This window comes from Pedobacter sp. AJM (genome assembly GCF_002197755.1).
Lineage (GTDB): Bacteria > Bacteroidota > Bacteroidia > Sphingobacteriales > Sphingobacteriaceae > Pedobacter.
In genome coordinates this window covers 124909-151349 of record NZ_NHOT01000001.1, presented here as the reverse complement: position 1 = coordinate 151349, position 26441 = coordinate 124909, and the positions used below count along the sequence as shown (strand labels likewise).

Genomic DNA, 26441 nt, shown 5'->3' with positions numbered 1-26441 from the left:
TAAAATTAGGCTAAAAGCGTAAGGCAAAAGATTGATGGATTTATATTCCTAGCTTAAACCTTACGCCTTAAACCTTATACCTCATAAACTTATATAAACCAAATGAATACCACTACCCGCTTTAAACTCTCTACCATGATGTTCCTCGAATTTTTTATATGGGGATCATGGTTTGTAACACTGGGCACATTTTTAGGCAACAATTTGAAAGCAAGCGGATCAGAATCTGCTTCTGTTTTTGGAACACAATCCTGGGGAGCTATTATCGCTCCGTTTATTGTTGGCTTAATTGCAGACAGATATTTTAATGCGGAGAAAATACTTGGTGTGTTGCATATTGTTGGCGCTGTATTGATGTATCAAATGTATAGGGCAACTGATGTAAGTGTATTTTACCCTTATGTACTCGGTTATATGATTTTATTTATGCCAACATTGGCATTAATCAATTCCGTTTCATTTAACCAAATGCAGGATCCGGAAAAGGAATTTTCAAAAATACGGGTTTGGGGAACCATCGGCTGGATCATTGCAGGCTTGCTTATTAGTTTTGTTTTCCATTGGGATTCTCCTGAAGGCATTCAATCGGGATTATTGAAAAGTACCTTCCTGATGGCTGGTATTGTTTCATTGGTATTGGGTATCTTCAGCTTTACCCTCCCTAAAACACCTCCTAAAGTTTCTTCGACCGAGAAAATCAAAATTGGTGATTTAATTGGTCTGGATGCCCTCAAGCTGTTAAAGGATAAAAACTTCGCCATCTTCTTTATTTCGGCTATATTAATTTGTATTCCGTTGGCATTTTATTATCAGAATGCCGGTTTGTTTTTAGCGGATATTAAAGTTTCAAATCCAACCGGAAAAATGGCAATCGGTCAGATATCCGAAGCATTATTTTTGCTGGCCATTCCTGTTTTCTTTTCGAAATACGGCTTTAAAAAAACCATATTGGTAGGTATGCTTGCCTGGGCACTTAGATATGTATTGTTTGCTTTTGGTAATGCCGGCGATTTAAGTTTTATGCTTATTATTGGTATTGCGTTGCATGGTGTTTGCTACGACTTCTTTTTCGTATCCGGTCAGATTTATACCAATTCCAAAGCAGGCGAGAAATACAAAAGCTCAGCGCAGGGTTTAATTACCTTAGCCACTTATGGTGTAGGGATGCTTATCGGATTTGAGGTTGCAGGTAAGATAACAGATACTTATAAAGCAGCGGATGGTGCAATCGACTGGAAAATGGTGTGGATTATTCCTGCAGTTATTGCTGCTGCAGTCTTCCTGCTTTTTGCTGTTCTTTTTAATGATAAAACAAAATCAGAAGCTAAAGCCCTTTAACATGCCTTCAAAATTAAACAGAAGAAATGCACTAAAGAACATCATTGCAGGCACTGCCGCAATTGGTGTTTCATCGGGTATATCATCCTTCGCTATGGATCAGCCAAAACCATCTGAAAAACTTAAAGGCAACGTAAATCATGCTGTTTGCCGCTGGTGTTTTAGTACGCTTGATGTAGAAACACTTTGTACCGAAGCAAAAAAAATCGGCATAAAGGGCATTGATTTGGTTGGCCCAAAAGATTGGCCAATACTTAAAAAACATGGACTGGTTTCTTCTATGTGTAACGGCGCTGAAATTAATCTCGTTGATGGGTTTAATGATAAAAAATTTCATGAAACTTTAATCAAGAATTATTCTGCCATGATTCCCCTTGTGGCCGAAGCTGGTTACAAAAACTTAATCTGCTTTAGCGGAAACCGTCGTGGAAAAGACGATGAAACCGGCTGGAATAACTGTGTAGAAGGATTAAAACAGTTAATGCCATTGGCAGAAAAACATGGCGTGGTATTGGTAATGGAATTGTTAAACAGCAAAATAAACCATGCCGATTATCAATGTGACAAAACGGCCTGGGGTGTTGAACTGTGTAAACGCTTAGGTTCAGAAAACTTTAAACTGCTTTACGATATTTATCATATGCAGATTGATGAAGGAGACGTGATTCATACCATCCGGGATCATCATCAATACATTGCGCATTATCATACAGCTGGTGTTCCAGGCCGGAATGAAATTGATGATACGCAGGAACTTTATTATCCGGCAATTATGAAAGCCATTGTAGAAACCGGCTTTAAAGGTTTCGTTGCACAAGAATTTATACCTAAAAATACAGATAAAATAGCTTCGTTAAAAAAAGCCGTTGAGATCTGTGACATTTAATTAATTATTATGTTATCAAGAAAAAGTTTCATCATCAATAGTTGCTTAGCAGTAGCAACTTTACTTTTGGCTCCATCAATTGCATGTGTAGCCCAGAAAAAGGCAGTTGGCCTACAACTTTATTCGTTAAGAGAAGACCTGCCAAAAGATTTAAAGGGAACGATTGAAAAAGTGGCAAAAGCAGGCTTTACAGAAGTTGAAACTTATGGCTTTTCTATTAAAGGTCAGTTTTGGGGTTTAACTCCTGTAGAATTCAAGAAACTATTGAGCACAAACGGACTTAAAGCAGTTAGCGGGCATTATGGATTAGGTACTTATTTAGCTGATGGCAACACTGATGAACTAAAAGCGGCTATTGCTGCTGCAAAGGTTTTAGGCAGTGAATATGTTACTATTCCTTATCTGGATGCCAGTATCAGAAAAAATGCAGAAGACTATAAAAAACTTGCCGCCAAAATCAATATTGCAGGCAAAATGTGTAAAGATGCAGGTTTACGACTGGCTTATCATAACCATGATTTTGAATTCCAGAAACAGGGAGAAACCACCGGCTATCAAATTTTGTTAAATGAAACGGATAAGAAACTCGTTGACTTTGAACTGGATTTATACTGGGTAGTACGCTCTGGAAATGATCCTATCAAATTATTTACAGAAAACCCAGGTCGTTTTACCATGTGGCATGTAAAAGATATGGACAAAACAAATCCTGCTTTAAATGCAGAAGTTGGAACGGGAAGTATTGACTGGAAACCCATTTTCGCTGATGCCAAGTTATCAGGCATGAAACATTTCTTTGTTGAGCATGAAACCAATTATAAGCCTAACCCAATCGAATCTGTTGCGGCAAGCTGCGCTTATATCAAGAAAAACATTTTATAATTTCTCATCAAAATTTTATTAGTAAAGGTCGTAGTGTTTTCTCGCTACGACCTTTTTCATGTTAACGCCTTTCTGAGTTATGATCTGACAAGACATTATTGCTCAATTCAACTTGCCAGCGAGTACACATGCCAGCTTAAATCTTTTGGTATAGCCCTGTAAATCAAAAACATCAAACAGGACAATATAAATTCCGATATTGGACATACCTCCGTGATCATCCAAACCATCCCAGGTTAAAAAGCCATTTGTTCCGATGGTTTGATTGTTAAGCAACTTTCTAATCAGCCTTCCTTTATCAGAATAAATGCTTACCGTAGCCAGGCTTGAATTCTGCTTCATATGGTATTCCAGTTTAAGCACATCCTCGAAGTTATCCCCATCCGGAGAAAAGGTTTTAGACAATAGAAAAACTTCGCTATTGCCATCAACTGACGATTGTGAGTTTTGATAGGTTGGAGTGGCAAACCCCGCTGCGGCAGCTGCTGATGTGAAATTACCAGGTTCATTTGCCGGCACCTTGAATGATACCCTTTCCAGCGAGATTCCGTCTTCATCCTGGATTAACGGATGATGAATTTTCGATTGATAATCTAACCGGTCCAATACCTGATTATGGCTTAACAAAACCACCGTTCCCTTATCATTATTATAGGCCGGCATACTGCTGATCTGAATCAGTTGGTTCGGAAACTTCACATCATAATTCTCCCGGATATTCTTTTGATTGCTCGTAATTACCCAAAACGTTCCCTCAGGCATGGTTAATTTTTTAGCCGAAATATTTTTAATATTGGCTACTTTACCAGCAGTATTGGTATTGGCGAGTTGCAATTCACTTAAATCAATATCATGACCGGAATTGTTGTAAATCTCTACAAAATCCACTCCACCAGGCCTCGGATTGAATAACACCTCCGAAATTAAAACATCATCCTGAACGAGAATGGATCGTGCACAACCAGGTGAAGCCTTATTTCCTGAAGAACTGACTATAGTAGCTTTTTTGGGGATGTGTTTGCTGATATTTTTAATCCGGTCATTTCTGACAGGGTGAGGATTAAAAATAATCGATGCAATTTTAATGGGTAACAATAGGGATATAAGCTTAATTTTTAGCATATTTGGACTTATATCAAATGTTTTATAAATATAATAATTAAAATTTAAAATGAAAGTAGCAGTTGTTGGTGCCACCGGATTGGTTGGAACCGTAATGTTAAAAGTATTGGAGGAAAGAAATTTCCCTTTAACAGAGTTAATTCCCGTAGCTTCAGAAAAGAGTGTTGGTAAGGAAATTACTTTTAAGGGTAAGAAGTTCCCAATCGTTAGCATGGATACTGCAATTGGTATGAGACCAGATATTGCCTTATTTTCTGCCGGTGGAAATACTTCATTAGAACATGCACCACGTTTCAAAGAAGCTGGTACTACTGTGATTGATAATTCATCAGCCTGGAGAATGGATCCTGCGATTAAATTGATCGTGCCAGAGGTTAATGCCTATGAACTTTCTATCGATAATAAGATTATCGCCAATCCAAATTGCTCTACCATTCAAATGGTTGTGGTTTTGAAACCATTGCATGATAAATATAAAATTAAAAGAGTCGTTGTTTCTACCTATCAATCCGTTACTGGCACAGGTGTTAAGGCCGTTGAGCAGTTAATGAATGAACGTAAAGGCATTGATGGCCCAAAAGCCTATCCATATGAAATTGACTTAAATGTCCTGCCTCATATTGATGTTTTCATGGATAATGGGTATACCAAAGAAGAAATGAAAATGGTTAAGGAAACCAATAAGATCATGAGCGATGATACCATCAAAGTTACGGCAACTACTGTTCGTATTCCGGTAATGGGCGGCCACTCTGAATCTGTAAACATTGAATTTGAAAATGATTTTGATTTGGCTGAAGTACGCAGTATTTTAGAAAAATCGCCTGGAATTATTGTAGTTGACGATGTAGCAAATTTAAAATATCCAATGCCTAAAGATGCACACGAAAAAGATGAGGTTTTTGTTGGCCGTATTCGGAGAGATGAATCAGCACCCAAAGCTTTAAACCTTTGGATTGTTGCCGATAACTTACGTAAAGGTGCAGCTACTAACGCCGTTCAGATAGCAGAATACCTTATCCGGAAAGAATTAGTTTAATTTTAAAACAAAAAAATTAAGCCCGTGCCACAAACACGGGCTTTTTTGTATTCTTTTCAGGATAAAAATTCATATCACCACATTTTATCCTATGTTATATTTCTACACATGCCTGATGAAATTTTAATCAGAAATCAATTACTAAATATAAAACAAAAACACTAATCACCAAATTATATATAATTTGGTGATTACAATATTAAATTTATATATAATTTAATGATTACAATATCAAAATTATATATGAATGAATTATATTTGTTTAGAAAGGTATTTTGATTATGATTGAAAGAATATTAGAGAATTATATTGAATCCAAGTTTTTTAAAGGAAAGGCAATCATCATTACTGGTGCCAGGCAGGTAGGTAAAACAACGATGTTAAAAAAACTCGCAAGGCTGAAAGAAGAATCATTCGTTTTTCTTAATTGCGATGAAGCCAATGTACGTATAACACTGGAAGATATCGGTATTGAACGATTGAAATCAATCATAGGAACGCATAAAATACTTTTAATTGATGAGGCGCAAAGGGTTACCAATATTGGTTTAACATTAAAGCTTATTGTAGATAACTTTCCAGAAGTACAACTTTTAGTTACGGGTTCCTCCTCTTTAGATTTAGCAGCAGGCACAAAGGAGAGCTTAACAGGTAGAAAATTTGAGTATCACCTTTTTCCTTTTTCAGTCGCTGAGCTGGTGCAGCATACCAATATTCTTACTGAAGAACAATCATTGGAAAAGAGATTAATTTTTGGCAGCTACCCAGATGCGATAAACTATCCAGGTGAAGAAAAGGAACTTTTATTAAATTTAACCAACAGCTATTTATTTAAAGATATACTGGCACTGTCCGGTATCAGAAAACCCATTCAGCTGGAAAAACTAGTACAGGCTTTGGCACTGCAGATTGGAAACGAGATCTCATATAACGAACTTGGGCAAATGATAGAAGCAGATAAGCTCACTGTTGAACGCTATATAGATTTACTTGAACAATGTTTCGTGGTATTCAGATTAGGTGCCTACAGTAAAAACCTGAGGAATGAAGTAAAGAAAGGGAAGAAAATCTATTTCTATGATAATGGCATACGCAATGCTATAATCCAGAATTTTAGTCCGCTAAGCTTACGGCAAGATACCGGGCAGCTTTTCGAAAATTATATGATATCCGAATTTATAAAAGCCAATAGTAACCAGATTAAGCATACCAAACATTTCTTCTGGAGAAGTTTCCAGCAGCAGGAAATAGATTTGATTGAAGAATTTGAAGGAAATTTAACCGCATATGAGATTAAATGGAACGAAAACAAAAAAGTGAAATTCCCAACCACATTTACCAATGTTTACCAACACGTACAAACCAAGGTAATTAATAAAAAAAATTATACCGATTTATTGGTTTAACTATATTTTTTATATGAAAAAGTCACTTATCATTCTTTTATACGCTCTATTTTATGTAAACTGCTTTGCCCAGAACAGCATCCAAAACCTGGATAAAGCATTCAATACTTTACTCGGCGATGAGCAGGCCAAACATGCCATAACATCCATTTGTGTTTTAGATGCACGCACCGGAAAAGTACTGTTCGCCAGAAATGAGCAAATAGGCCTGGCGACAGCATCAACTTTAAAAACCATTACAGCGGCAACCGCTTTCAGTATTTTAGGGAAAGATTTTCAATTCCAAACCACACTGGCCTACTCTGGAGAAATCACAGCTGATGGGACTTTGAAAGGCCATATTATCATTACAGGAAGCGGGGACCCTACATTAGGCTCCCCCCGCTTTCAAAACACTGAACCCGCAGTTTTAAAACAGTGGGTCGCAGCGATAAAATCTGCAGGCATTAAGAAAATTGAGGGATCAATTATTGGTGATGATCAAATATTTGGCACGCAAACCACACCCGAGGGTTGGGTATGGCAGGATATCGGCAATTACTATGGTGCCGGAACATCAGGCCTAGCCTGGAGGGAAAATCAGTTTGACATACAATTGCGTCCTGGATCAAGTACAGCTACAGCGGTACAAATCATAAAAACAATTCCGCTTACACCGTATATCCAGATCGAAAATGAATTAAAAACAGGTTCACTAGGTAGTGGAGACAAAAGCTATGCCTTTCTTCCACCCTATTCTAATGTTGCTTATTTACGCGGTACCTGGGGCATGGGCATTGGCAAATCGGGCATTTCCGTAGCCCTGCCCGATCCTGCTTTTGATTGTGCTTACCATTTACAGGACACGTTGAAGCGCTTGGGTATTCAAATCACACAGGAAGCTACTACCACAAGATTACTGAAACAGAATAAACAATCCGTTCCAACAGCTATGCAAAAGATCAGCACCGTTACTTCACCCACCTTGAGCGAAATGACTTACTGGTTTCTAAAAAAAAGCATCAACCTTTATGGTGAAACTTTTTTAAAAACTATGGCCTTGAAATCCGGAAAACCTGCAACTACTTCTAAAGGAGCAGAAACTGAAATTAATTTCTGGGCAGCTAAAGGCATTGATCAATCTGCCCTGAATATCATTGATGGCAGCGGACTTTCTCCGGGAAACCGAATTACGACCGCTGCCATGGCAAATATATTGTTCCAGGTTCAAAATGAAGATTGGTTCACGGATTTTTATAAAGCTTTGCCGGAATATAATGGCATGAAAATAAAAAGTGGCACTATAAATGATGTTTCGGCATTTGCCGGATACCACACTGACACCGCTGGAAATAAATATGTGATTGTAATCAATATCAACAATTATAGCGGAAGTGGAATTAATAAAAAATTGTTCAAGGTACTGGATGAACTGAAGTAAAAATTTTATCTAAAAACGACGCTATGCCACATTTTATTAAAAACCTTCAAACGGTTGATGGTTTGATCTCTAATTTATACAAAGACATCTCTATTGCAGAGATGACCGAAAAGATAAATCATTATTTTGATATCCAAGGTTATAAAGTAATTAACCAGCAATTTGGAAACCTGATTCTGGAAAAAGGCAACCGGACCATGCGCATTTTGTTCGGTGCATTTGTGAAGTACTTTAAATTTAGTGTAACCATTACACAAACCGCAGAGGATGAGCTTACAGTAAATGTTTTTCAACAATCAAGCGGCATATCCGGAGGTTTAATCGGGATGAACCAAGTCAAAACGGAACTCACCAGATTGAATTTTGTTTTTTCTCAAATTTAAGACGAAAGGTATAAACGGATAATAAATTGCTATTGCAACTGTATCAACCACAGATATTTGCAGGCAGTAAATAAGTCAGCATTATAAATGAGTGTTTGTCTTTTAAAACCGGATATTCTTTTCTAATGTTGATTGGATATGGATGTAAGAATCGAAAACTGGAAAGACAACCTCGAACAACAAAAACCTGATTACCAATTTGGTGACCATGTTCATGTGGTAGATGAAAAATTCTACATGCCTCAGCTTGACAAACACAGGCAGGTTTGGATTTATCTCCCTAAAAGCTACAAAGATTCTGAAAAAAAATATCCTGTTCTTTATATGCACGATGGTCAGCATCTATTTCATGCCAAACCAGCCAGGAATGATGAATGGGCTGTTGATACGACTGTAGATAACCTGATCCGTGAAGGTTTGCAAGAAATGATTATAGTTGGTATAAATCATGGTGAGGAAGATCGCTTGACAGAATATAATCCCTATGATAGTGAAAATGGCAAAGGCGAAGGGAAAGCATATCTGCAGTTCTTGGTAGAAACACTTATGCCATTTATCAATCATCAATACAGAACACTAACCGATATGAATCATACAGCAATTGCCGGAAGTTCTCTTGGTGGCCTGATTTCCATGTTTGCCATTGCAGAATACCCTGAAGTTTTTGGTTCAGCAGGAATATTCAGTCCGGCATTTTGGCTGGGACCTGAAATTTACACAGATGTTACTGATCGTTTACCGGGTTTAAAAGGAAATAAAATCTTTTTAGTTGCCGGAGATAAAGAAGGTACAGAAATGGTAAACAATGTAAAAAAAATACATGCCATCTTAAATCCTGATGGTAGCAACCAAAATATTCTTTTTCATGAGTGCGAAGATGGAAAGCATACGGAATGGTTCTGGCACCGGGAATTTCCGGCATTTTATAGCTTTATAGCGAAAGATTCAGACAATTAAAATAGTGCCATACCATACAAAAACCCTCTATATTAAATTAAAATTAACGAATCATTAGGCTTTATAATGATCGTAACATTAAGCCTGAAAACGCTTTATTTATTTAAAAATTATACTAACTTTGATGTTAGGCTTAGTAATTGTACTTTATACACTAAGCAGATTAAAAAGTAACAAAAAATCAAATAAAAATGAGCATAATCGTTAATGTCCATGCCAGACAAATCCTCGATTCAAGAGGCAATCCAACAGTAGAAGTAGAAGTAGTTACAGAAGCAGGTGCTTTTGGCCGTGCTGCTGTTCCAAGCGGTGCATCTACCGGGCAATATGAGGCTGTTGAATTACGTGACGGAGATAAATCTACATACTTAGGTAAAGGTGTTTTAAAAGCTGTAGAAAATGTAAATACTAAAATTGCTGATGCTTTAAGAGGTATTGATGTTTTCGAACAAAATGCAATTGATAAATTAATGCTATCTCTTGATGGCACAGAAAACAAAGGTAATTTAGGTGCTAATGCTATTTTAGGTGTTTCTTTAGCGGTGGCTAAAGCTGCTGCCGATGAAATAGGCCAACCTTTATACCGCTATATTGGTGGTGTTAATGCCAATACTTTACCAATCCCAATGATGAACATCATTAACGGCGGTTCTCACTCTGATGCCCCTATTGCATTTCAGGAGTTTATGATCATGCCAGTTGGTGCGCCTTCATTCTCTGAGGCTTTACGTTGGGGAACTGAAGTTTTTCATAGCCTGAAAAAAATTCTTCATGATAGAGGTTTATCTACTGCTGTAGGTGATGAGGGTGGTTTCGCCCCTACTTTTGATGGTACTGAAGATGCAATTGAAACCGTATTAAAAGCGATTGAAACTGCTGGTTACCAACCTGGTTCTCAGATCTGTTTAGCTTTAGATTGTGCTTCTTCTGAGTTTTACAAAGATGGAAAATACGATTACACGAAATTTGAAGGTGCTACCGGTGTAATTCGTTCAAGCGAAGAACAAGCGCAATATTTAGCTGATCTTTCTGCAAAATATCCAATTATCTCTATTGAAGATGGTATGGATGAAAACGATTGGACCGGCTGGAAAAGCTTAACCGATAAAATTGGCGACCATGTTCAATTGGTTGGTGATGATTTATTTGTAACCAACGTAACACGTTTACAACGTGGTATTGATGAAGACACTGCAAATTCAATTTTAGTAAAAGTTAACCAGATCGGTTCTTTAACTGAAACAATCAATGCTGTTACTTTAGCTCAAAACAGTGGCTATACGTCGGTAATGAGTCACCGTTCAGGCGAAACTGAAGATGTGACCATCGCTGATTTAGCTGTTGCTTTAAACTGCGGACAGATTAAAACAGGATCAGCATCTCGTTCAGACAGGATTGCAAAATACAATCAGTTATTGCGTATAGAAGAAGAATTAGGTGAAAATGCTCGTTTCATCGGTTCGAAATTCAAATACGCGAAGAAATAAACCCCTAAATTTCCTAAAGGAGACTTAAGGAACTGCCACTAAGTCCTTCTAGGCTTTGGGTTGTTAAGAAGTTGAAAAACTAATTTGCTAAACATCCGGAGATTTTAAATCTTCGGATGTTTTTATTTTAATACTATATTTGTTCTGTGTTAGGTGCATGATCTTAAATCACATATCTCCATACTCATATCTCCAACTATGAAACGTTTAATAGACCTTTTCCGCAATAAATATTTTCTTGCTACGGCTGCATTTGCAGTTTGGATGCTATTTTTCGATAAAAATGATATGATGTCGCAATACGAATACCGTAGTCAGGCGAACAAATTACAGGAAGAAAAAGAGTATTTTGAAAAGGAAACCGCTCAGGTTAAAAAGGATTTAAACGAGCTGAATACGAACCTCAATACTGCTGAAAAATTCGCTCGCGAAAAGTATTTCATGAAAAAAGATAATGAGGATGTGTTTGTGATCATTCGTGAGGAGAAAAAAGACTAATCCCGGGCATAATTAAATTTCGGCAGTGATAGTTTATACTTAACCGCTACAACCCTTAATAAAAAGATAAAAGCGATAACGGCAAGCTTCGCAATTACACTACCTACTCCAAATTCCAGCAGTAAAAAATAAATCGAACCACCCAAAATACAAGCCGTAGCATAAATTTCTTTTCTAAAAATCAGCGGAATCGTATTTAACAAGGTATCTCTGATAATACCTCCGAAACAACCTGTTATGGTTCCAAGTGCAATACAAACGCCAGGATTTAAACCAAAAGCAATTCCTTTAAGTAAACCCAACATTGTAAAAAACCCCAGCCCAAGGCTATCAAACAGGAATAAAGTAATTTTTAGTTTCTGAACCTGCGCCTTGAAAAACATCGCCACTAAAGAGGTCGCAAGAATAATCAAACAGGTTTGAATATCCCGCATCCATGCCACGGGAGTATCGCCGATTAACAAATCCCGAACGGTTCCCCCACCAATTGAGGTTACAAAAGCAATAATCAAAACACCAAATGGATCCAGTTTACGCTGCATAGCTGTAAAGGTCCCGGAAATGGAGAAAGCAACAGTGCCCAGGATTTCTAATATTTCTGAAGTACCCATCTATATAATTGAATTGTCTTCTCTTTTAAACTGAAAATAATATTGATCTTATTGAAATAACTCATTTAAACTACTTCAAAAAGTAATACGTTCGGGGTTGACAAAATCTACAATTCTCCGTTACGTTTTCTTAAAAACCATTCTATACTCAGTAATGTCAGAATCCATGCATATAACCACTTTATATTAATCAGCTCATCGTATTTGCGGTCTTCATAACTAATAGTTTTAATATTTTCATTTTTCAAGATCTCATCTGCTATCTTTAACAGATCTTCAGGCATAAAAAGCTTGCCATTGCTCTGTTTAGCCATCGCATTTAATAACTGATGATTTGCTGTGGTTTCCTGATATTCAGCCATTAAAGAATTGACGTAAAAACTTCCTGATGCTGTTAAACGTTTTCCGCCAAGAGCAGTATTGGACAAATAGGAATAATTGCCCGCACCCATTGTCCCGGCATCAAGTTGATAAGCATTCTCGGTTTTAGAAAAAGTATAGTTGAATACCTTCCCCGCTTCATTTTTTACCTGAAGATTAACTTCCGGTTCATTTACAGGCTGGTAACTATCGTTATAAAGTGTGGCATTAAACTGAACAGCTTCATTTTCATCATAGGCTGATTTTGAGGCAAAAACTTTAAACTTTCGCTGATCATCTTTTACCGCAAGATATTGAATCGTTTTAGAAATTAAATCATTTAACCCGGATGATCCATTTTCATTTTGTGCTTCTGATAATTTCCAACGCCATAAGCCTTCTCCCATCAGGTAACCAGTTTTTAAGCCATTTTCATTGGTAAAAAACAATAACGGTTGTTGTGTACTTACTTTTCCGATACGTTGATTAAAAACGGGTGTTGCACTTGCATTTACAATTAACCTTCCAAACGGCATCAATAAGGGGTCGAAAGTGGAAAATTTCTTTTTATCATCTTCGGATAAGTTAAAACTCGTGAAACCATTGGCAACATCAGCATAAACCTCTTGAACGGAACCATTCGCAGCACTTAAGTTTACCTGATTTTGAATCTGATTAAAAGCATTCACATTGCTTTGTGCACCTAAAACATACCAAACGGGCCTTTTTAAAGCCATTACTTTCTGCAAAAATGAAGTCGACATATTTTGAGCATCTGGCAACTGGTATAATATGATTAAATCAAATTTGGATGGGTCAGTGGCATTCAAATCATCAGCAAGGGCGAGTTTAGCCTCATAATGTTTATTGAGTGAAATGGCCTCTTTTAAAACACTTAAATCAGGATGTGGTGCTGCTGCAGCCAATAACACTTTTTGTCTGCCATCAATCACTTCCACATAAAAAGTTTGTGAATTATTTTTCGTGGTGATTTCATTAGGTAAAATACCCAGTTGAACGGTATATTTTTGAACACCTATTTTCCCGGCATGCAGTTTTATAGGAATATTTTTAACAAATGAATTTCCGTTAATGGCAATGGCTTGCTGAACCACTTTAGCGCCATTCTGATTCACCGCTATCGTCGTATTTTCATGATCGCTTTGAAAAGCCTGAACCTGAACTTCAATGGTGAAATCATCATCCAGGTAAACGATATTATTATAGTTTACATTTGAAATTAAAACATCTCGTTTGGGAATACTATCGCCCAAGGCAATGGTATAAATCGGCGCATTCATCTGATTGATGCTATATAAGGGATTTCCGCCACGATTGAATATCCCATCAGTAGCCAGGATAACAGCGCCTACATTTCTGTTGGAATACTCATCTCTGATTTTCCGAAAAAAAGCGGAAGCATCTGTAAGTTTTCCCTGGTTTTTAAAGTCAAGGCCATCCTTTACCGTATCAGAAAAATGGTAAGCTTTAACTTCATACCGATCTGATAGTTTATCCTGAAGAATTTTCAGGTTTTTCTCGTACAATTTCTGGTCAAAACCAGCCGCTTTAACCTGAGCAATAGAAAGGGAATTGTCCTGCCCGATAATGATTACAGGCTTATCTAAAGTATAGTTTAGCGTTTTAATTAAGGGCGCAAATATTAGCCAGGCAATCGCCGTAACAGCAACTATTCTGATGGCAGTTAAACCATATTGCAGCTTTCTATTAATATTTTTATTTCCCCGATACAGTAACCATGCATATAAAATACCTAAAGCCAGGCAAGCCAGAAAATATAAAATAGAAGTACCGGCAAAAATGCTGTTCATATTTTATAAAGATGCTAATTTTGTTATTAACCGCAAAGAAAGAAAGTTGAGGGTTTTTAACTACAGGGGATACAAAAGGTAGGCACAGAGATATACGCAGTCAGCTGTCAAGATCTCATAAATGATGAATTATTTGATGTATGTGTTATGCCTGGAAATCTATAAATTCTCTGCGTGCGCTGTTGTTAAATAAGTAGATTTGACCAAAGCAAATTTTATGAAATTAATCTGTTTAACGCTTCTCTTATCATTCAGCATTATGGCCAATGCACAAAATAATTTCAAGTCGACCCAAATTCAATTCGAAAGGGTAGAAAAAGCTTATCAAGAGAAGTGGGAAACTTTATATCAGTCATTACAATTAGCGGGTTATAAAGATCATTTTTCAATGATCATCAATGCTTATAAAGCTGAAGGAAAATTAGAAATATGGTTAAAAGCTAAAACTGACCATAAATATTCACTTTATAGGGCGTATGATTTCTGTGCCCATTCCGGTACATTGGGTCCAAAAGTAATGGAAGGCGATAAGCAAACACCCGAGGGATTTTATGCTATCAATGTTTTCAACCCGATGAGTACCTATCATTTATCACTTGGCCTAAACTATCCTAATAATGTTGATTTGGCGAGAACCGGAAAAGACAGAAAACCTGGGAGTGATATTTATATTCATGGGAATTGCGTAACTGTCGGTTGCATTCCGCTCACTGATGACAAAATTAAGGAAATTTATATTTTAGCAGTTGAAGCCAGAAATTATGGTCAGGAAAAAATACCGGTAAACATCTATCCTTTCAAAATGACAAATGAAAATATGAAGAAATATTCTATTCAGTTTCCTCTACAAGCCGGCTTTTGGGAAACACTACAACCAGGTTATTTAGCTTTCAAGAAGCATAAAAAACAATTGGATATTAATGAAATTGATGGGAAATATACGTTGAGGTAAAAGCTAAAAGGCATAAGGTTCAGGCCAAAAAACCCATCTTATGCCTTTTAATTTTTTAGTTTAGAACAGGAGAACCCTTCGTCTTAAACCTTTAATCCCTCTACCTTCTTACAGCATTCCGCCACAAACGGATAAAGTTTGACCAGTAACATACGCACTCATATCTGAAGCTAAAAACACGCAAACATTGGCAATATCTTCTGTTTCGCCGGCACGTTTTAATGGAATATCTTTTTCCCAGCCCGCAACCACTGCAGGGTCTAAAACTTCTGTCATTTCAGTACGGATAAAACCCGGAGCCACCACGTTTGCACGGATGTTCCTTGAACCTAATTCTTTGGCCACAGATTTTGTAAAACCAATAATACCCGCTTTAGACGCCGCATAATTGGCCTGACCTGCATTACCTGTAACACCGACTACAGAACTCATATTGATAAATACACCTTTACGCGCTTTCATCATCACTTTGGATGCAGCCTTAGTCACATTAAAGATAGACTTCAGGTTGATATTGATAACATCATCCCAGTTTTCTTCACTCATCCGCATTAATAAACCATCTTTGGTAATGCCTGCATTGTTCACTACAATATCAATAGTTCCAAACGCTGCTACAACATCACTGATCAATTGCTCGGCCTGATCGAATTTCGAGGCATCAGAACGATAGCCTTTAACTTTCGTTCCAAAAGTTTGCAGTTCTTTTTCTAATGCTTCGCCTTTTTCTACTGATGACAAGTATGTAAAAGCAACGTTAGCACCTTGCTCCGCAAATTTTTCAGCTATTTTACGACCAATACCTTTTGATGCACCGGTAATTAATGCCGTTTTTCCTTCTAATAATTTCATGATGAAATGTTGTAAAGTTGAATTTTTTAATGTTGTAAAGTTAATACTAAAAACCAAATTGACTAAATGACTTCAGACTAAAGACTCCTGACTAAACTGCCGGTTCCTGCTGACTTAAACAGTGAAAACTTCCCAATCCCCAGATAATATCTACGGAATTGATTCCGATAACTTTTCTATCCGGGAAACAGCCCTGAATAATATCCAGCGCTTTCTGATCATTCACATCATCAAAAACCGGTACAATTACAGCTGCATTGGCGATGTAAAAGTTAGCATAAGATGCCGGCAAGCGCGTATCATCATAAATCACGGGCGAAGGCATTGGTAATTCTACAATATTCAGTGAACGGCCATCCTTTAATTTCATGGCCTTTAAAGCTTCTAAATTCTCTTGCAACAGCAAATAGTTTTCATCCAGCGGATTGCTTTCTACTACCGTCAAAACGGTATCTTCATTGACAAAACGGGTAATATCGTCAATGTGTCCATCCGTGTCATCGCCAACAATACCATCTCCTAACCATAAAACCTGGTCTTGACCATAATACTCCAGCAAATATTTTTCAATCTGCTCTTTGTTTAACTGTGGGTTACGGTTTTCATTTAGCAAGCACGCAGTTGTAGTCAGAATAGTTCCTGCACCATTAAATTCAACAGAACCGCCTTCCATTACTAGATCAGGATTGAATAATGGCAAATCAAAATGTTTGGCGATTTTTGTTGGCACCACATCATCCAGATCAAAAGGGGGGTATTTTCCACCCCATGCATTGTAGCCCCAATCCACTACAGCTTTTTCATTTCCTTTTAATACAAAAGCAGGGCCATGGTCGCGACACCAGGCATCGTTGGTTTCATTGAAATAAAACTCAATCTGCGATAAATCTGCATCAACTTTAATAAGTTCGGAAACAGCAAATGCTTTCATCTCCTCATCTTTCACATTAATGCGAATTTTCTCGCCTTCAGCAACTGCTTTAATAAACTGGCAATATGGCGTATATATCGTTTCGATTTTCCCTGGCCAGCTTGCCTCTTTATGTGGCCAGCTTAACCACGTGGCTTCATGTTTCACCCACTCGGCAGGGAAAGCATAACCTTGTTGTTTTGGTGAATAATCGAATTGATTGATATTTAATTCTTTTCTTGGAGGGAAGTTTGACATTTCTTGTAGTCTTATAAGTTTAAGGTATCACATGGAATTTGTCGAAGTGTTTAGACCCTTCGACAAACTCAGGATGCACCCATAGGTGGTTTTCGCTTCAGCTTAATCCCCGTCAATATATCTTTTGGTAATTGGTTGATAAGAATCAATTCTCCTATCTCTTAAAAAGGGCCAGTGTTTACGCATAAAATCGCTTTGATCCAGGTCCAATTCCACCACTTTTGTTTCCTCCTGATCATGAGAGGCCAGATAAAGTAATTTACCCTGGGCATTCGTAGCAAAACTTCCACCCCAGAATTTCATTCTGCCTTCTTGCTCAAAACCGACTCTGTTTACGCTTACCACAGGTACACCATTAGCTACAGAATGAGAACGCTGAATAGTTTGCCAGGCATTATATTGATCTTGATTAGTCTCTTCATCCTGCGTAGTATCCCAGCCAATAGCAGTTGGATAAAACATAATATCTGCGCCCATTAAAGCAGTTATGCGGGATGCTTCCGGATACCATTGGTCCCAGCAGATCAGGATTCCTATTTTAGCAAATTTGGTTTCAAAAACTTTATAGCCTAAATCACCCGGTGTAAAATAGAATTTTTCGTAATAAGCAGGATCATCTGGGATATGCATTTTACGGTATTTCCCTAAATAGGAACCGTCGGCATCTAATACAGCTGTTGTATTATGGTACAATCCCTCAGTGCGTTTTTCAAACAGAGATGCAATAATCACCACACCAAGTTCCTTTGCTACCACCTGCAAAGCGTCAGTTGATGGTCCAGGAATGGCTTCTGCTAAATCAAAATTATCATAGTCTTCCACATCGCAGAAGTACAATGAAGTAAAAAGTTCTTGCAAACACACAATCTGTGCACCCTTTGCCGCTGCCTCTCTTACTTTAGCAATTGCTTTGTCTAAATTTTCCTGCTTATCTTTAGTACAACTCATTTGTACCAAGCCAACGTTTACTTTCTTCATGTTTTTTTTGAAATGAGAGAATGAGAGAATGATTCATTGAGAGAATGTTACTGTACCTATAGGCTACATTCACTCATTCAAAATTCATTCATTCAAATTTCCGTCAAAGTTACTATTTTGTTTAAAAGTAGAACGGCATAATCGTGTAAATGTTTTCTGGAAAAGGATAGGATAAGCTCAGAAGATTTTTAAATATTTAGAGTATTTTAAACTGACGAAGTTCCCCATCACACAAGCCAGCTAAACTTCGTAAGTTGAGTTATACCCCAATTTCTTCACGGTATTCTTGTTGCAGTTCGAATAAACACTTGGCACACAAGCAACCATCATACAATTCAGAAATATATTGTACTTCGTTAATGCTGAGTTGAACCACGCTACACTGACACTTGGTATAAGCATTTGCCTTGCACTCAATAGCTGTTCCGCATCTTTCGCAGGGAATGATTTCGTGTTTGCTATGTTTCAAAAGGATGTTCATTGGTTCACTCGTCATTAGTTCATTGGTGTTTGGCGCATTAAAACCAAATGGCTAATGAACTATTGAACTAAGCAAAAATAAGGACAAAAAATAAGGTTTTGAGCGTTTGCCCAAAACCTTACTTAATTTTGAATATGTGATACAAGTGCTATTGGAAAACAGATTGCTTCAGCTCGCTCGAATTAGCTTCGCAATGACGGCAAGGTGATTAGCTTTTTGCTTCAGTCTTTTATCCTTGCTCCTTAATCCCTTGTTCCTGTTTCTAACCAGAGCAACTGATACAGCCTTCTTCCATTGAACAAACCGGTCCGTCAACAATTTCTTCGGCCACCTGATCTTGTGTCATTTGCGCCGGGATTACCGCTTCGATCGCTTTACCGCCTTGATTTTCGACAGTGAATTTAACGGCCTGTGATGCGGCTTGCGTACGTAGGTAGTACATACCGGTTTTCAAACCTTTCTCCCATGCATAGAAGTGCATTGAAGTTAATTTTGAAGTATTCGGTGCATTTACGAATAGGTTTAATGACTGCGACTGGCAGATATATGCGCCACGGTCTGCAGCCATATCGATGATGTTACGCATCTTGATCTCCCAAACCGTTTTGTATAATTCTTTAATATAATCCGGAATAGATGGAATGGCCTGAATGGAACCGTTTGCCAATATGATCTGGTTTTTCATCTCATTGTTCCATAAGCCTAAGGCCACTAAATCTTTCAACAAGTGTTTGTTTACCACCACAAACTCTCCACTTAATACCCGGCGGGTATAAATGTTTGAGGTATAAGGTTCGAAACATTCGTTGTTACCTAAAATCTGAGAAGTAGAGGCTGTTGGCATCGGTGCAACCAATAAAGAGTTATATACCCCATCTTTTATTACTTTACTACGTAATGCTTCCCAATCCCAGCGACCACTATCTGGTGTTACGTTCCATAAATCAAACTGGAACTGACCTTTTGATAAAGGCGATCCTGCAAATGTTTGATATGGACCATTTTTAACCGCTAAATCATGAGATGCAGTCATTGAAGCAAAATAAATTGTTTCGAAAATATCTTTGTTTAAACGTTTTGCCTCATCGCTCTCGAAAGGTAAACGTAATAAGATAAAGGCATCAGCCAAACCTTGTACACCTAAACCAACCGGACGGTGACGCATATTAGAGTTTTCAGCTTCCTGAACAGGGTAATAATTATGATCAATAATTTTATTCAGGTTTAAAGTAGCCTGATAAGTTACTTCATATAATTTCTGGTGATCAAACTGTCCGTTGATTACAAAACGAGGCAATGCTAAAGATGCTAAATTACAAACCGCAACTTCGTCTTTTGATGTATATTCAATAATCTCAGTACACAAGTTAGAACTTTTAATGGTTCCTAAATTCTGTTGATTAGACTTGCTGTTCGCTGCATCTTTAAACAACATATAAGGTGTACCCGTTTCAATTTGCGAATCTAAGATAGCAAACCAAAGTTCCTGTGCTTTAATCGTTCTTCTGCCACGGCCTTCAGCTTCATACTTTGCATATAAAGTTTCGAATTCCTGACCAAAGCAATCAGCTAAACCCGGGGCTTCATGCGGACAGAATAATGTCCAGTCGCCATTATCTTTAACGCGTTGCATAAACAAATCGTTGATCCAAAGGGCATAGAACAAATCACGGGCACGCATTTCTTCCTTACCGTGGTTTTTACGCAGGTCTAAAAATTCAAAAACATCTGCATGCCAAGGCTCTAAATAAATAGCAAACGCGCCTTTGCGTTTACCACCACCCTGATCTACATAACGGGCAGTATCATTAAATACACGTAGCATTGGAATAATACCATTGCTGGTGCCATTTGTACCACCGATATAAGATCCTGTCGCACGGATGTTATGAATACTTAAGCCAATACCGCCGGCACTTTGAGAAATCTTAGCGGTTTGTTTTAAAGTATCGTAAATTCCTTCAATGCTATCATCCTGCATAGTTAACAGGAAGCATGACGACATTTGCGGTTTTGGGGTTGCAGCATTGAATAATGTTGGCGTGGCATGTGTAAACCAACGCTCACTCATTAAATTATATGTTTTGATTGCACTTTCAATATCTTCTTTATGGATACCAACTGAAACACGCATAAACAAATGTTGCGGGCGTTCTACAATCTGACCGTTAACTTTTAACAGGTATGATTTTTCTAAAGTTTTGAAACCGAAATAATCAAAACCAAAATCACGGTCGTAAATGATAGAACTATCTAAAATATCCTTGTTTTTTTCAATAATTTCAAAAACATCATCAGCAATTAGCGGTGCAGCCTTTTGCGCTTTCGGATCGAAATATTCGTACAACATTTTCATCGTACCCGAAAATGATTTTGTGGTATTTTTATGCAGGTTGGAAACCGCAATACGCGAAGCCAATAAAGCATAATCAGGGTGTTTTGTGGTTAACGATGCAGCCGTTTCTGCAGCAAGGTTATCCAACTCTGATGTGGTAACACCATCGTATAAACCTTCAATTACCTTTTTGGCAACGTCGATTGGATCGACAAGGTCTGAATTTAAACTGTAACACAACTTTTGAATGCGGGCTGTGATTTTGTCAAATTGCACCGGCTCTTTGCGGCCATCTCTTTTTAGTACGAACATATGTTATGAGATTTAATTTTTATTGACTGAATGAGTGAGTTTTGAATGAGAGAATGTTAATCTACCCATCGCCTCCACTCTATTCATTGCATTTATTTATTTCTTTGACTGATAAAAGAGCATTTACTCATTCCATCATTCACTAATTCGAATTTGGCTTAAAAGTCTTCATCTAATGAAAACGCCTGTTTATTATTATCAGCTGAGGTTAGCACACCACTTTTTTGATAATCACCTACCCTTTTCTCAAAGAAGTTGGTTTTTCCCTGCAAGGAAATCATTTCCATAAAATCGAATGGATTGGTTGCATGGTAGATTTTTTTATAACCCAGTTCCTGTAACCACCTGTCTGCTACAAATTCGATATACTGACTCATTAATTTAGCGTTCATGCCGATCAAGGCTACCGGTAATGCATCTGTAATAAATTCTTTTTCAATTTCTACTGCATCACTGATGATCCCGTGAACCGCTTCTTCACTTAGCTTATTGCTCAACATGCTGTATAACAGGCAGGCAAACTCACAGTGTGAACCTTCATCTCTTGAAATTAACTCATTACTGAACGTTAATCCTGGCATTAAGCCACGTTTCTTTAACCAGAAAATTGAGCAGAAACTTCCGCTGAAGAAAATACCTTCAACCGCAGCAAATGCCACTAAACGCTCTGCGAAAGTTCCGTTTTCAATCCAGCGAAGTGCCCATTCCGCTTTTCTTTTAACTGCCGGAACAGTGTCAATGGCATGGAATAAACGGTCTTTTTCTTCCGGATCTTTAATATAAGTATCAATTAATAATGCATAGGTTTCAGCATGGATGTTTTCCATCATGATCTGAAAACCATAGAAACAACGGGCTTCCGGCAACTGCACTTCACTCATGAAGTTTACCGCCAGGTTTTCATTAACAATACCATCACTGGCAGAAAAGAATGCCAGAATATGAGAAATGAAGTGTCTTTCTCCATCATTTAAATTATCCCAGTGTTTCTGATCATCAGAAAGATCAATTTCTTCTGCCGTCCAAAAGCTGGCTTCGGTTTTTTTATACATCTCCCAAATTGCCGGATATTTAATCGGCAAAAGCACGAACCTATCTTTGTTTTCTTGTAGTAATAATTCCTGTTCCATAACTGATACTTTATTTTTCTTCATTTTAATCAGAGCCGACGAAGACATGCATCCACCAATGTGATATGGTGATTGAAATGTCTTTATCAAAACGCTGTAGTGAAAGTGCTAACTCCTGCTTTCTGGCAAACAACTACATTTTTTAGCTGGGGAAATTTAAATTTTAATCGAGAGATCTACCAGTAAATCACTAAAAAATAAGCCTTTATATTTGTTTTCAGGTGCAAGAAGTTGAAGAACTTTGTTGAAACAAATATAGATACACAGGGCTTGTTTTTTGAACCAAAGTTGTTAACACCGTTGTGATTTAGGTGAATAAACACATCAGCTAAATCTCATTTTCGGGCGAAAAAAAAGGTAATTGTTTAGTTTCAAGGGGCTAGCAAATAAAAATAAGTGTTAATAACTTAAATTTAAGCCATATAAGCTTTACAAAATAGAGCTAAAAAGAATATTATTCTAAGTTATAACTGAGGCTAACTTTGGCAATTCCCTGGCGATAAATGCCAATCTGTTTTGCGGCACTTTCTGAAAGATCTATGGCTAATTTTTTTGAGAATGGACCACGATCATTCACTTTTACCACAACTGATTTTCCATTGTCGGGATTAGTTACGGTAATCATCGTTCCCATGGGTAAGGTGCGGTGTGCGGCAGTTAATTTTTTTGCCCGGTATTTAACACCGCTGGTGGTTCGGCGGCCTTCGAATTTTCTGTGATAATAAGTTGCCAGAACTGTTTTATTGATACTATCCGGCGCATTTAAGGGCCCGGAATTTTGTGCTTTACCTTGTAAAAACAGCAGACTAAAACTTAATAACATCAGATACTTCATAGGCTAAATTTTATTTGTAGAGCGCACAAATATAAGCATTTAGTTTATAATCAACAATTTGTGGAAAAACAGCTAAATTCTGAGCATCAAAAAAGGCGTATAACTTATCGCTATACGCCTCTACCTAACCCTACTACATCCACCTTATTTTTTATCCGGCACAAAGTTCATGGAGATTGAATTTACACAATGACGGGTGTCTTTATTGGTAAATCCTTCACCTAGAAATACGTGACCTAAATGCGCGCCACAATTGGCGCAAACAATTTCTGTACGTGATCCGTCAGCATCCGGGATGCGTTTAACGGCTCCTTTAATTTCATCATCGAAGGCCGGCCAGCCACAGTGTGCATCAAATTTACTTTCTGATCTATATAATGCTGCATTGCAACGTTTGCACGTGTAAGTGCCTTTTTCGGTAGTATGTTCATATTTACCCGTACCAGGATATTCTGTTCCTTTATTAACAATTACTCTTTCTTCTTCGGGGGTTAATGGATTCCAGTTCATTTTCTTTTTCGGTATAATATTTTCTGATTGCTGTGTTCGCTCGGTCTCTTTCTTTTCCTGCTTTTGCGCACAGGCAGAAAGACTCGTAATTAAAACAACAGCAGAGATCAAAAATAGTTTATTTAACATCGTGTTCATGTATCAATATACGCCATTGATTTTGATTTGGTTTGCGGGTTTGAGAGAATGTAGTAGTGTTTACAAAGGAATGATAAATCCGTTGGGCATTGGGCAATTCCGGAAGCTAAAGGTGCCATCATTCGAAAGATCGCTGGTTTGCCATGAAAGACTCGGAAAGTCTTTTAAATTTTCTTATGCGCCAATTTTTTTTGCCACGGAATCACGGAATACACGGAAAATGATTCATAAAACAACGCGTCTTATTTCTAAAATGGGCTTGCCGAAGTTTAATACTAAGCCAACGCTACATTCAGTGCATTTCAGGTAGTTTATAGTTTGAGCCAAATCTTCATTCGCTATTCCATTTTTTGATTTTATTTCTAAAACTACAGTATCCAAAACTATAAAATCAGCATAAAAGCTATGCGCAAGTAAAACATCCTTATAGTAAACAGGATAATATTTTTCGCTCTCATAAAAGTATCCGCGGCTTTCAAATTCGATAGAAAGCGCGTCCTTATAAACAATCTCAAGAAAACCACAACCTAAATCCTTATGAACTTCAATTGCAGCATTAATAATTAAATCAGTTTCATTTTTATAGGGGAAGATTACCTTGTTTTATTTGATAATCCATAAATGAGAATGTTAACCAAGCTAATTAAATTTTCTAATTTTTTCCTGTTTTTTATTCCGTGCTTTCCGTGGCAACTAATTTATTGTTTTCTTTTTTCCTTCATTTGTATGCAACCTGCCAAAACAAAAAAAGCGTCCCGAACCTAATCGAAACGCTTTTCTATAATGAGATTTTTAAATCTTATTTAGCCAATTCTTCTGCCATTGCAGCACCAATTTCAGCAGGGCTTTCTACTACACGAATACCACACTCACGCATGATTTTCATTTTTGCAGCTGCAGTATCATCAGCACCGCCAACAATTGCACCAGCGTGCCCCATTCTACGTCCCGGAGGCGCAGTCTGACCAGCGATGAAACCTACAACCGGTTTAGTACCGTGTTCTTTAATCCAGCGGGCCGCTTCAGCTTCCATTCCCCCACCAATTTCACCAATCATGATGATACCGTGTGTTTCAGGATCGTTCATTAATAACTTAACTGCTTCAACTGTTGGTGTTCCGATAATCGGGTCACCACCGATACCGATAGCTGTCGTAATACCTAAACCTGCTTTAACTACCTGATCTACCGCTTCGTAAGTTAAAGTTCCTGATTTAGAAACCACACCTACATGACCTTTTTTGAAGATAAAACCTGGCATGATACCAATTTTAGCCTCATCAGCAGTAATCACACCCGGGCAGTTAGGGCCAATCAAAGTCACATCACGGTCTGAAATATATTCTTTAACCTGAATCATATCCTTAGTCGGGATGCCCTCAGTAATACAAACAATTACTTTAATACCACCTTCTGCAGCTTCCATAATGGCATCAGCAGCAAAAGCAGGTGGCACAAAAATGATAGATACATTTGCTCCTGTTTGATCAACAGCATCTTTAACCGTATTAAAAACAGGCTTTTCTAAATGCAATTGCCCACCTTTGCCAGGCGTTACACCACCAACTACGTTTGTACCGTACGCCAGCATCTGCTCGGCATGGTAAGTTCCTTCGTTTCCGGTAAAACCCTGAACGATAACCTTAGAATCTTTATTTACTAAAACGCTCATGTATCTATTTTTTTTGTGCAAAGCTAATATTATTGACTGGAAAGTCAAGCCTAAAAACAGATTATTTAGTCCATTTTTTCATGAAAATGTAAGGATTCGTTACTTTAGTGTAGAAAAATTAAGGACTAAAGCAGGAAGCTCAGGGCTTAAAGTTCGATGCAAGAAACAACAATATAGTTTAATACTGAAATCTACCTTATGAAAATCAAAATATTGATCATTACAGCCATTTTCGCCTCGCTGGCTGTTTGCGTTAATGCGCAGCAGAGCGGGGCCACCGGATATATCCTGCAGAATGATGCGGAGGTGGCAAAGAAAGAACCCGGGACCCATCAGGGTGGGGGCGAAACCATCGGTTTTAATTTCTTCGGTGCGGCCAAAGACCTTAAAACAGTTTTCAAAAAAAGAATATTAAAGCCTGGATCTGCTATCGGTTATCATTTGCAAAAAGAAGATGAAATTTATTATGTCATCAGTGGAAATGGCATCATGCGGATGAATGGCAAAGTTTTCCCGGTAAAACCTGGTGATGCCATTTTAACCCGACCGGGAAGTTGGCATGGCCTTGCACAGGACCAAGACAATAACCTGGTTATCTTAATTGCTTACGAAAAGAAGTCACATTAGAATTTTTCTGTATTACCATTACCAAGATAAGCTGTACTTCGTTTAATTAAGGCATTTCTATACTTGCAGTAGACAGTTCTATGGTTGCCCTTCGTAAAGATACGTTGCTTTCAGGATCCCGAATCTTTGTAGCTCAAAACTTGATTGCAAATGCTACTAATGCAAAAAGCCAGATTAACTTTCATTAATCCAGCTTTGTTTATATTTTGCTTCGACAAAATCGCTTGGCC

General features: G+C 37.7%; 25 protein-coding genes. 12 read left to right on the top strand and 13 right to left on the bottom strand.

Features of this window, described 5'->3' with window-relative positions:
• Nucleotides 1–102 precede the first annotated feature (102 nt).
• From CBW18_RS00560 to CBW18_RS00550, 3 genes are read left to right on the top strand one after another with little or no spacing between them, the layout of a single operon-like run.
• A complete protein-coding gene (locus CBW18_RS00560) occupies nt 103–1338 on the top strand; it encodes a nucleoside permease (protein ID WP_088299319.1) in 1236 nt (411 codons plus the stop codon).
• A 1-nt stretch (nt 1339) separates the two neighbouring features.
• Nucleotides 1340–2224, top strand: coding sequence for a hydroxypyruvate isomerase family protein (locus tag CBW18_RS00555; protein WP_088299908.1), 885 nt, complete (start codon nt 1340–1342; stop codon nt 2222–2224).
• 9 nt (nt 2225–2233) lie between these two features.
• On the top strand, nt 2234–3106 hold the full coding sequence (locus CBW18_RS00550) for a sugar phosphate isomerase/epimerase (protein ID WP_172406411.1): 873 nt from the start codon (nt 2234–2236) through the stop codon (nt 3104–3106).
• Between the two features lie 102 nt (nt 3107–3208).
• Here CBW18_RS00550 and CBW18_RS00545 read toward each other — a convergent pair whose 3' ends face one another.
• A complete protein-coding gene (locus CBW18_RS00545) occupies nt 3209–4228 on the bottom strand; it encodes a lamin tail domain-containing protein (protein WP_140418612.1) in 1020 nt (339 codons plus the stop codon).
• Between the two features lie 49 nt (nt 4229–4277).
• On the opposite strand from CBW18_RS00545, the gene CBW18_RS00540 reads away from it, so the two are divergent.
• The 7 genes from CBW18_RS00540 to CBW18_RS00510 all read left to right on the top strand — a co-directional run bounded on the left by CBW18_RS00540 (nt 4278) and on the right by CBW18_RS00510 (nt 11418).
• Nucleotides 4278–5267 (top strand): aspartate-semialdehyde dehydrogenase, encoded by a 990-nt coding sequence (locus tag CBW18_RS00540; protein ID WP_088299317.1) that lies wholly within the window; start codon nt 4278–4280, stop codon nt 5265–5267.
• Nucleotides 5268–5548: 281 nt separating this feature from the next.
• Nucleotides 5549–6673, top strand: coding sequence for an ATP-binding protein (locus CBW18_RS00535; RefSeq protein WP_088299316.1), 1125 nt, complete (start codon nt 5549–5551; stop codon nt 6671–6673).
• A 13-nt stretch (nt 6674–6686) separates the two neighbouring features.
• A complete protein-coding gene (gene dacB / locus CBW18_RS00530) occupies nt 6687–8093 on the top strand; it encodes a D-alanyl-D-alanine carboxypeptidase/D-alanyl-D-alanine-endopeptidase (RefSeq protein WP_088299315.1) in 1407 nt (468 codons plus the stop codon).
• A gap of 23 nt (nt 8094–8116) precedes the next feature.
• Entirely contained in the window at nt 8117–8476 is a 360-nt protein-coding gene (locus CBW18_RS00525) for a hypothetical protein (RefSeq protein ID WP_088299314.1), read from the top strand.
• A 138-nt stretch (nt 8477–8614) separates the two neighbouring features.
• Complete coding sequence (locus CBW18_RS00520; RefSeq protein ID WP_088299313.1) at nt 8615–9433, top strand: alpha/beta hydrolase; 819 nt, start codon at nt 8615–8617, stop codon at nt 9431–9433.
• A 191-nt stretch (nt 9434–9624) separates the two neighbouring features.
• On the top strand, nt 9625–10920 hold the full coding sequence (gene eno / locus CBW18_RS00515; RefSeq protein ID WP_029286806.1) for a phosphopyruvate hydratase: 1296 nt from the start codon (nt 9625–9627) through the stop codon (nt 10918–10920).
• 198 nt (nt 10921–11118) lie between these two features.
• The gene (locus tag CBW18_RS00510) at nt 11119–11418 is read left to right on the top strand and encodes a septum formation initiator family protein (protein ID WP_088299312.1); all 300 of its coding nucleotides are present in this window, start codon (nt 11119–11121) and stop codon (nt 11416–11418) included.
• On the opposite strand, the gene CBW18_RS00505 is transcribed toward CBW18_RS00510, so the two are convergent.
• Nucleotides 11415–12029: a trimeric intracellular cation channel family protein gene (locus tag CBW18_RS00505; protein WP_088299311.1), complete on the bottom strand. Its 615-nt coding sequence runs from the start codon at nt 12027–12029 to the stop codon at nt 11415–11417. The two genes, CBW18_RS00510 and CBW18_RS00505, sit on opposite strands and share 4 nt — an antisense overlap.
• A 107-nt stretch (nt 12030–12136) precedes the next feature.
• The gene (locus CBW18_RS00500) at nt 12137–14221 is read right to left on the bottom strand and encodes an ECF transporter S component (RefSeq protein WP_088299310.1); all 2085 of its coding nucleotides are present in this window, start codon (nt 14219–14221) and stop codon (nt 12137–12139) included.
• 217 nt (nt 14222–14438) lie between these two features.
• Here CBW18_RS00500 and CBW18_RS00495 point away from each other — a divergent pair, with 217 nt between their 5' ends.
• Nucleotides 14439–15173 (top strand): murein L,D-transpeptidase family protein, encoded by a 735-nt coding sequence (locus CBW18_RS00495; protein ID WP_088299309.1) that lies wholly within the window; start codon nt 14439–14441, stop codon nt 15171–15173.
• 108 nt (nt 15174–15281) lie between these two features.
• Here the strand turns inward: CBW18_RS00495 and fabG are convergent, their stop codons facing one another.
• From fabG to sucD, 10 genes are all read right to left on the bottom strand, one after another.
• Entirely contained in the window at nt 15282–16025 is a 744-nt protein-coding gene (fabG, locus tag CBW18_RS00490) for a 3-oxoacyl-[acyl-carrier-protein] reductase (protein WP_088299308.1), read from the bottom strand.
• A 91-nt stretch (nt 16026–16116) separates the two neighbouring features.
• The gene (locus CBW18_RS00485; protein WP_088299307.1) at nt 16117–17193 is read right to left on the bottom strand and encodes an agmatine/peptidylarginine deiminase; all 1077 of its coding nucleotides are present in this window, start codon (nt 17191–17193) and stop codon (nt 16117–16119) included.
• Between the two features lie 102 nt (nt 17194–17295).
• The gene (locus CBW18_RS00480) at nt 17296–18171 is read right to left on the bottom strand and encodes a carbon-nitrogen hydrolase (protein WP_088299306.1); all 876 of its coding nucleotides are present in this window, start codon (nt 18169–18171) and stop codon (nt 17296–17298) included.
• Between the two features lie 259 nt (nt 18172–18430).
• Complete coding sequence (locus tag CBW18_RS00475; protein WP_088299906.1) at nt 18431–18652, bottom strand: cysteine-rich CWC family protein; 222 nt, start codon at nt 18650–18652, stop codon at nt 18431–18433.
• A gap of 262 nt (nt 18653–18914) precedes the next feature.
• A complete protein-coding gene (locus CBW18_RS00470) occupies nt 18915–21299 on the bottom strand; it encodes a ribonucleoside-diphosphate reductase subunit alpha (RefSeq protein ID WP_088299305.1) in 2385 nt (794 codons plus the stop codon).
• 158 nt (nt 21300–21457) lie between these two features.
• Nucleotides 21458–22453, bottom strand: a complete 996-nt coding sequence (locus CBW18_RS00465; RefSeq protein ID WP_088299304.1) for a ribonucleoside-diphosphate reductase small subunit — start codon at nt 22451–22453, stop codon at nt 21458–21460.
• A gap of 430 nt (nt 22454–22883) precedes the next feature.
• Nucleotides 22884–23264: a septal ring lytic transglycosylase RlpA family protein gene (locus CBW18_RS00460; protein ID WP_088299303.1), complete on the bottom strand. Its 381-nt coding sequence runs from the start codon at nt 23262–23264 to the stop codon at nt 22884–22886.
• Nucleotides 23265–23408: 144 nt separating this feature from the next.
• Entirely contained in the window at nt 23409–23912 is a 504-nt protein-coding gene (locus tag CBW18_RS00455) for a methionine-R-sulfoxide reductase (RefSeq protein ID WP_088299302.1), read from the bottom strand.
• 225 nt (nt 23913–24137) lie between these two features.
• A complete protein-coding gene (locus tag CBW18_RS21790; RefSeq protein ID WP_088299301.1) occupies nt 24138–24506 on the bottom strand; it encodes a GxxExxY protein in 369 nt (122 codons plus the stop codon).
• A gap of 205 nt (nt 24507–24711) precedes the next feature.
• Complete coding sequence (sucD, locus tag CBW18_RS00445) at nt 24712–25584, bottom strand: succinate--CoA ligase subunit alpha (protein ID WP_088299300.1); 873 nt, start codon at nt 25582–25584, stop codon at nt 24712–24714.
• A gap of 198 nt (nt 25585–25782) precedes the next feature.
• On the opposite strand from sucD, the gene CBW18_RS00435 reads away from it, so the two are divergent.
• A complete protein-coding gene (locus tag CBW18_RS00435) occupies nt 25783–26211 on the top strand; it encodes a cupin domain-containing protein (protein WP_088299298.1) in 429 nt (142 codons plus the stop codon).
• The last annotated feature ends 230 nt before the right edge of the window (nt 26212–26441 follow it).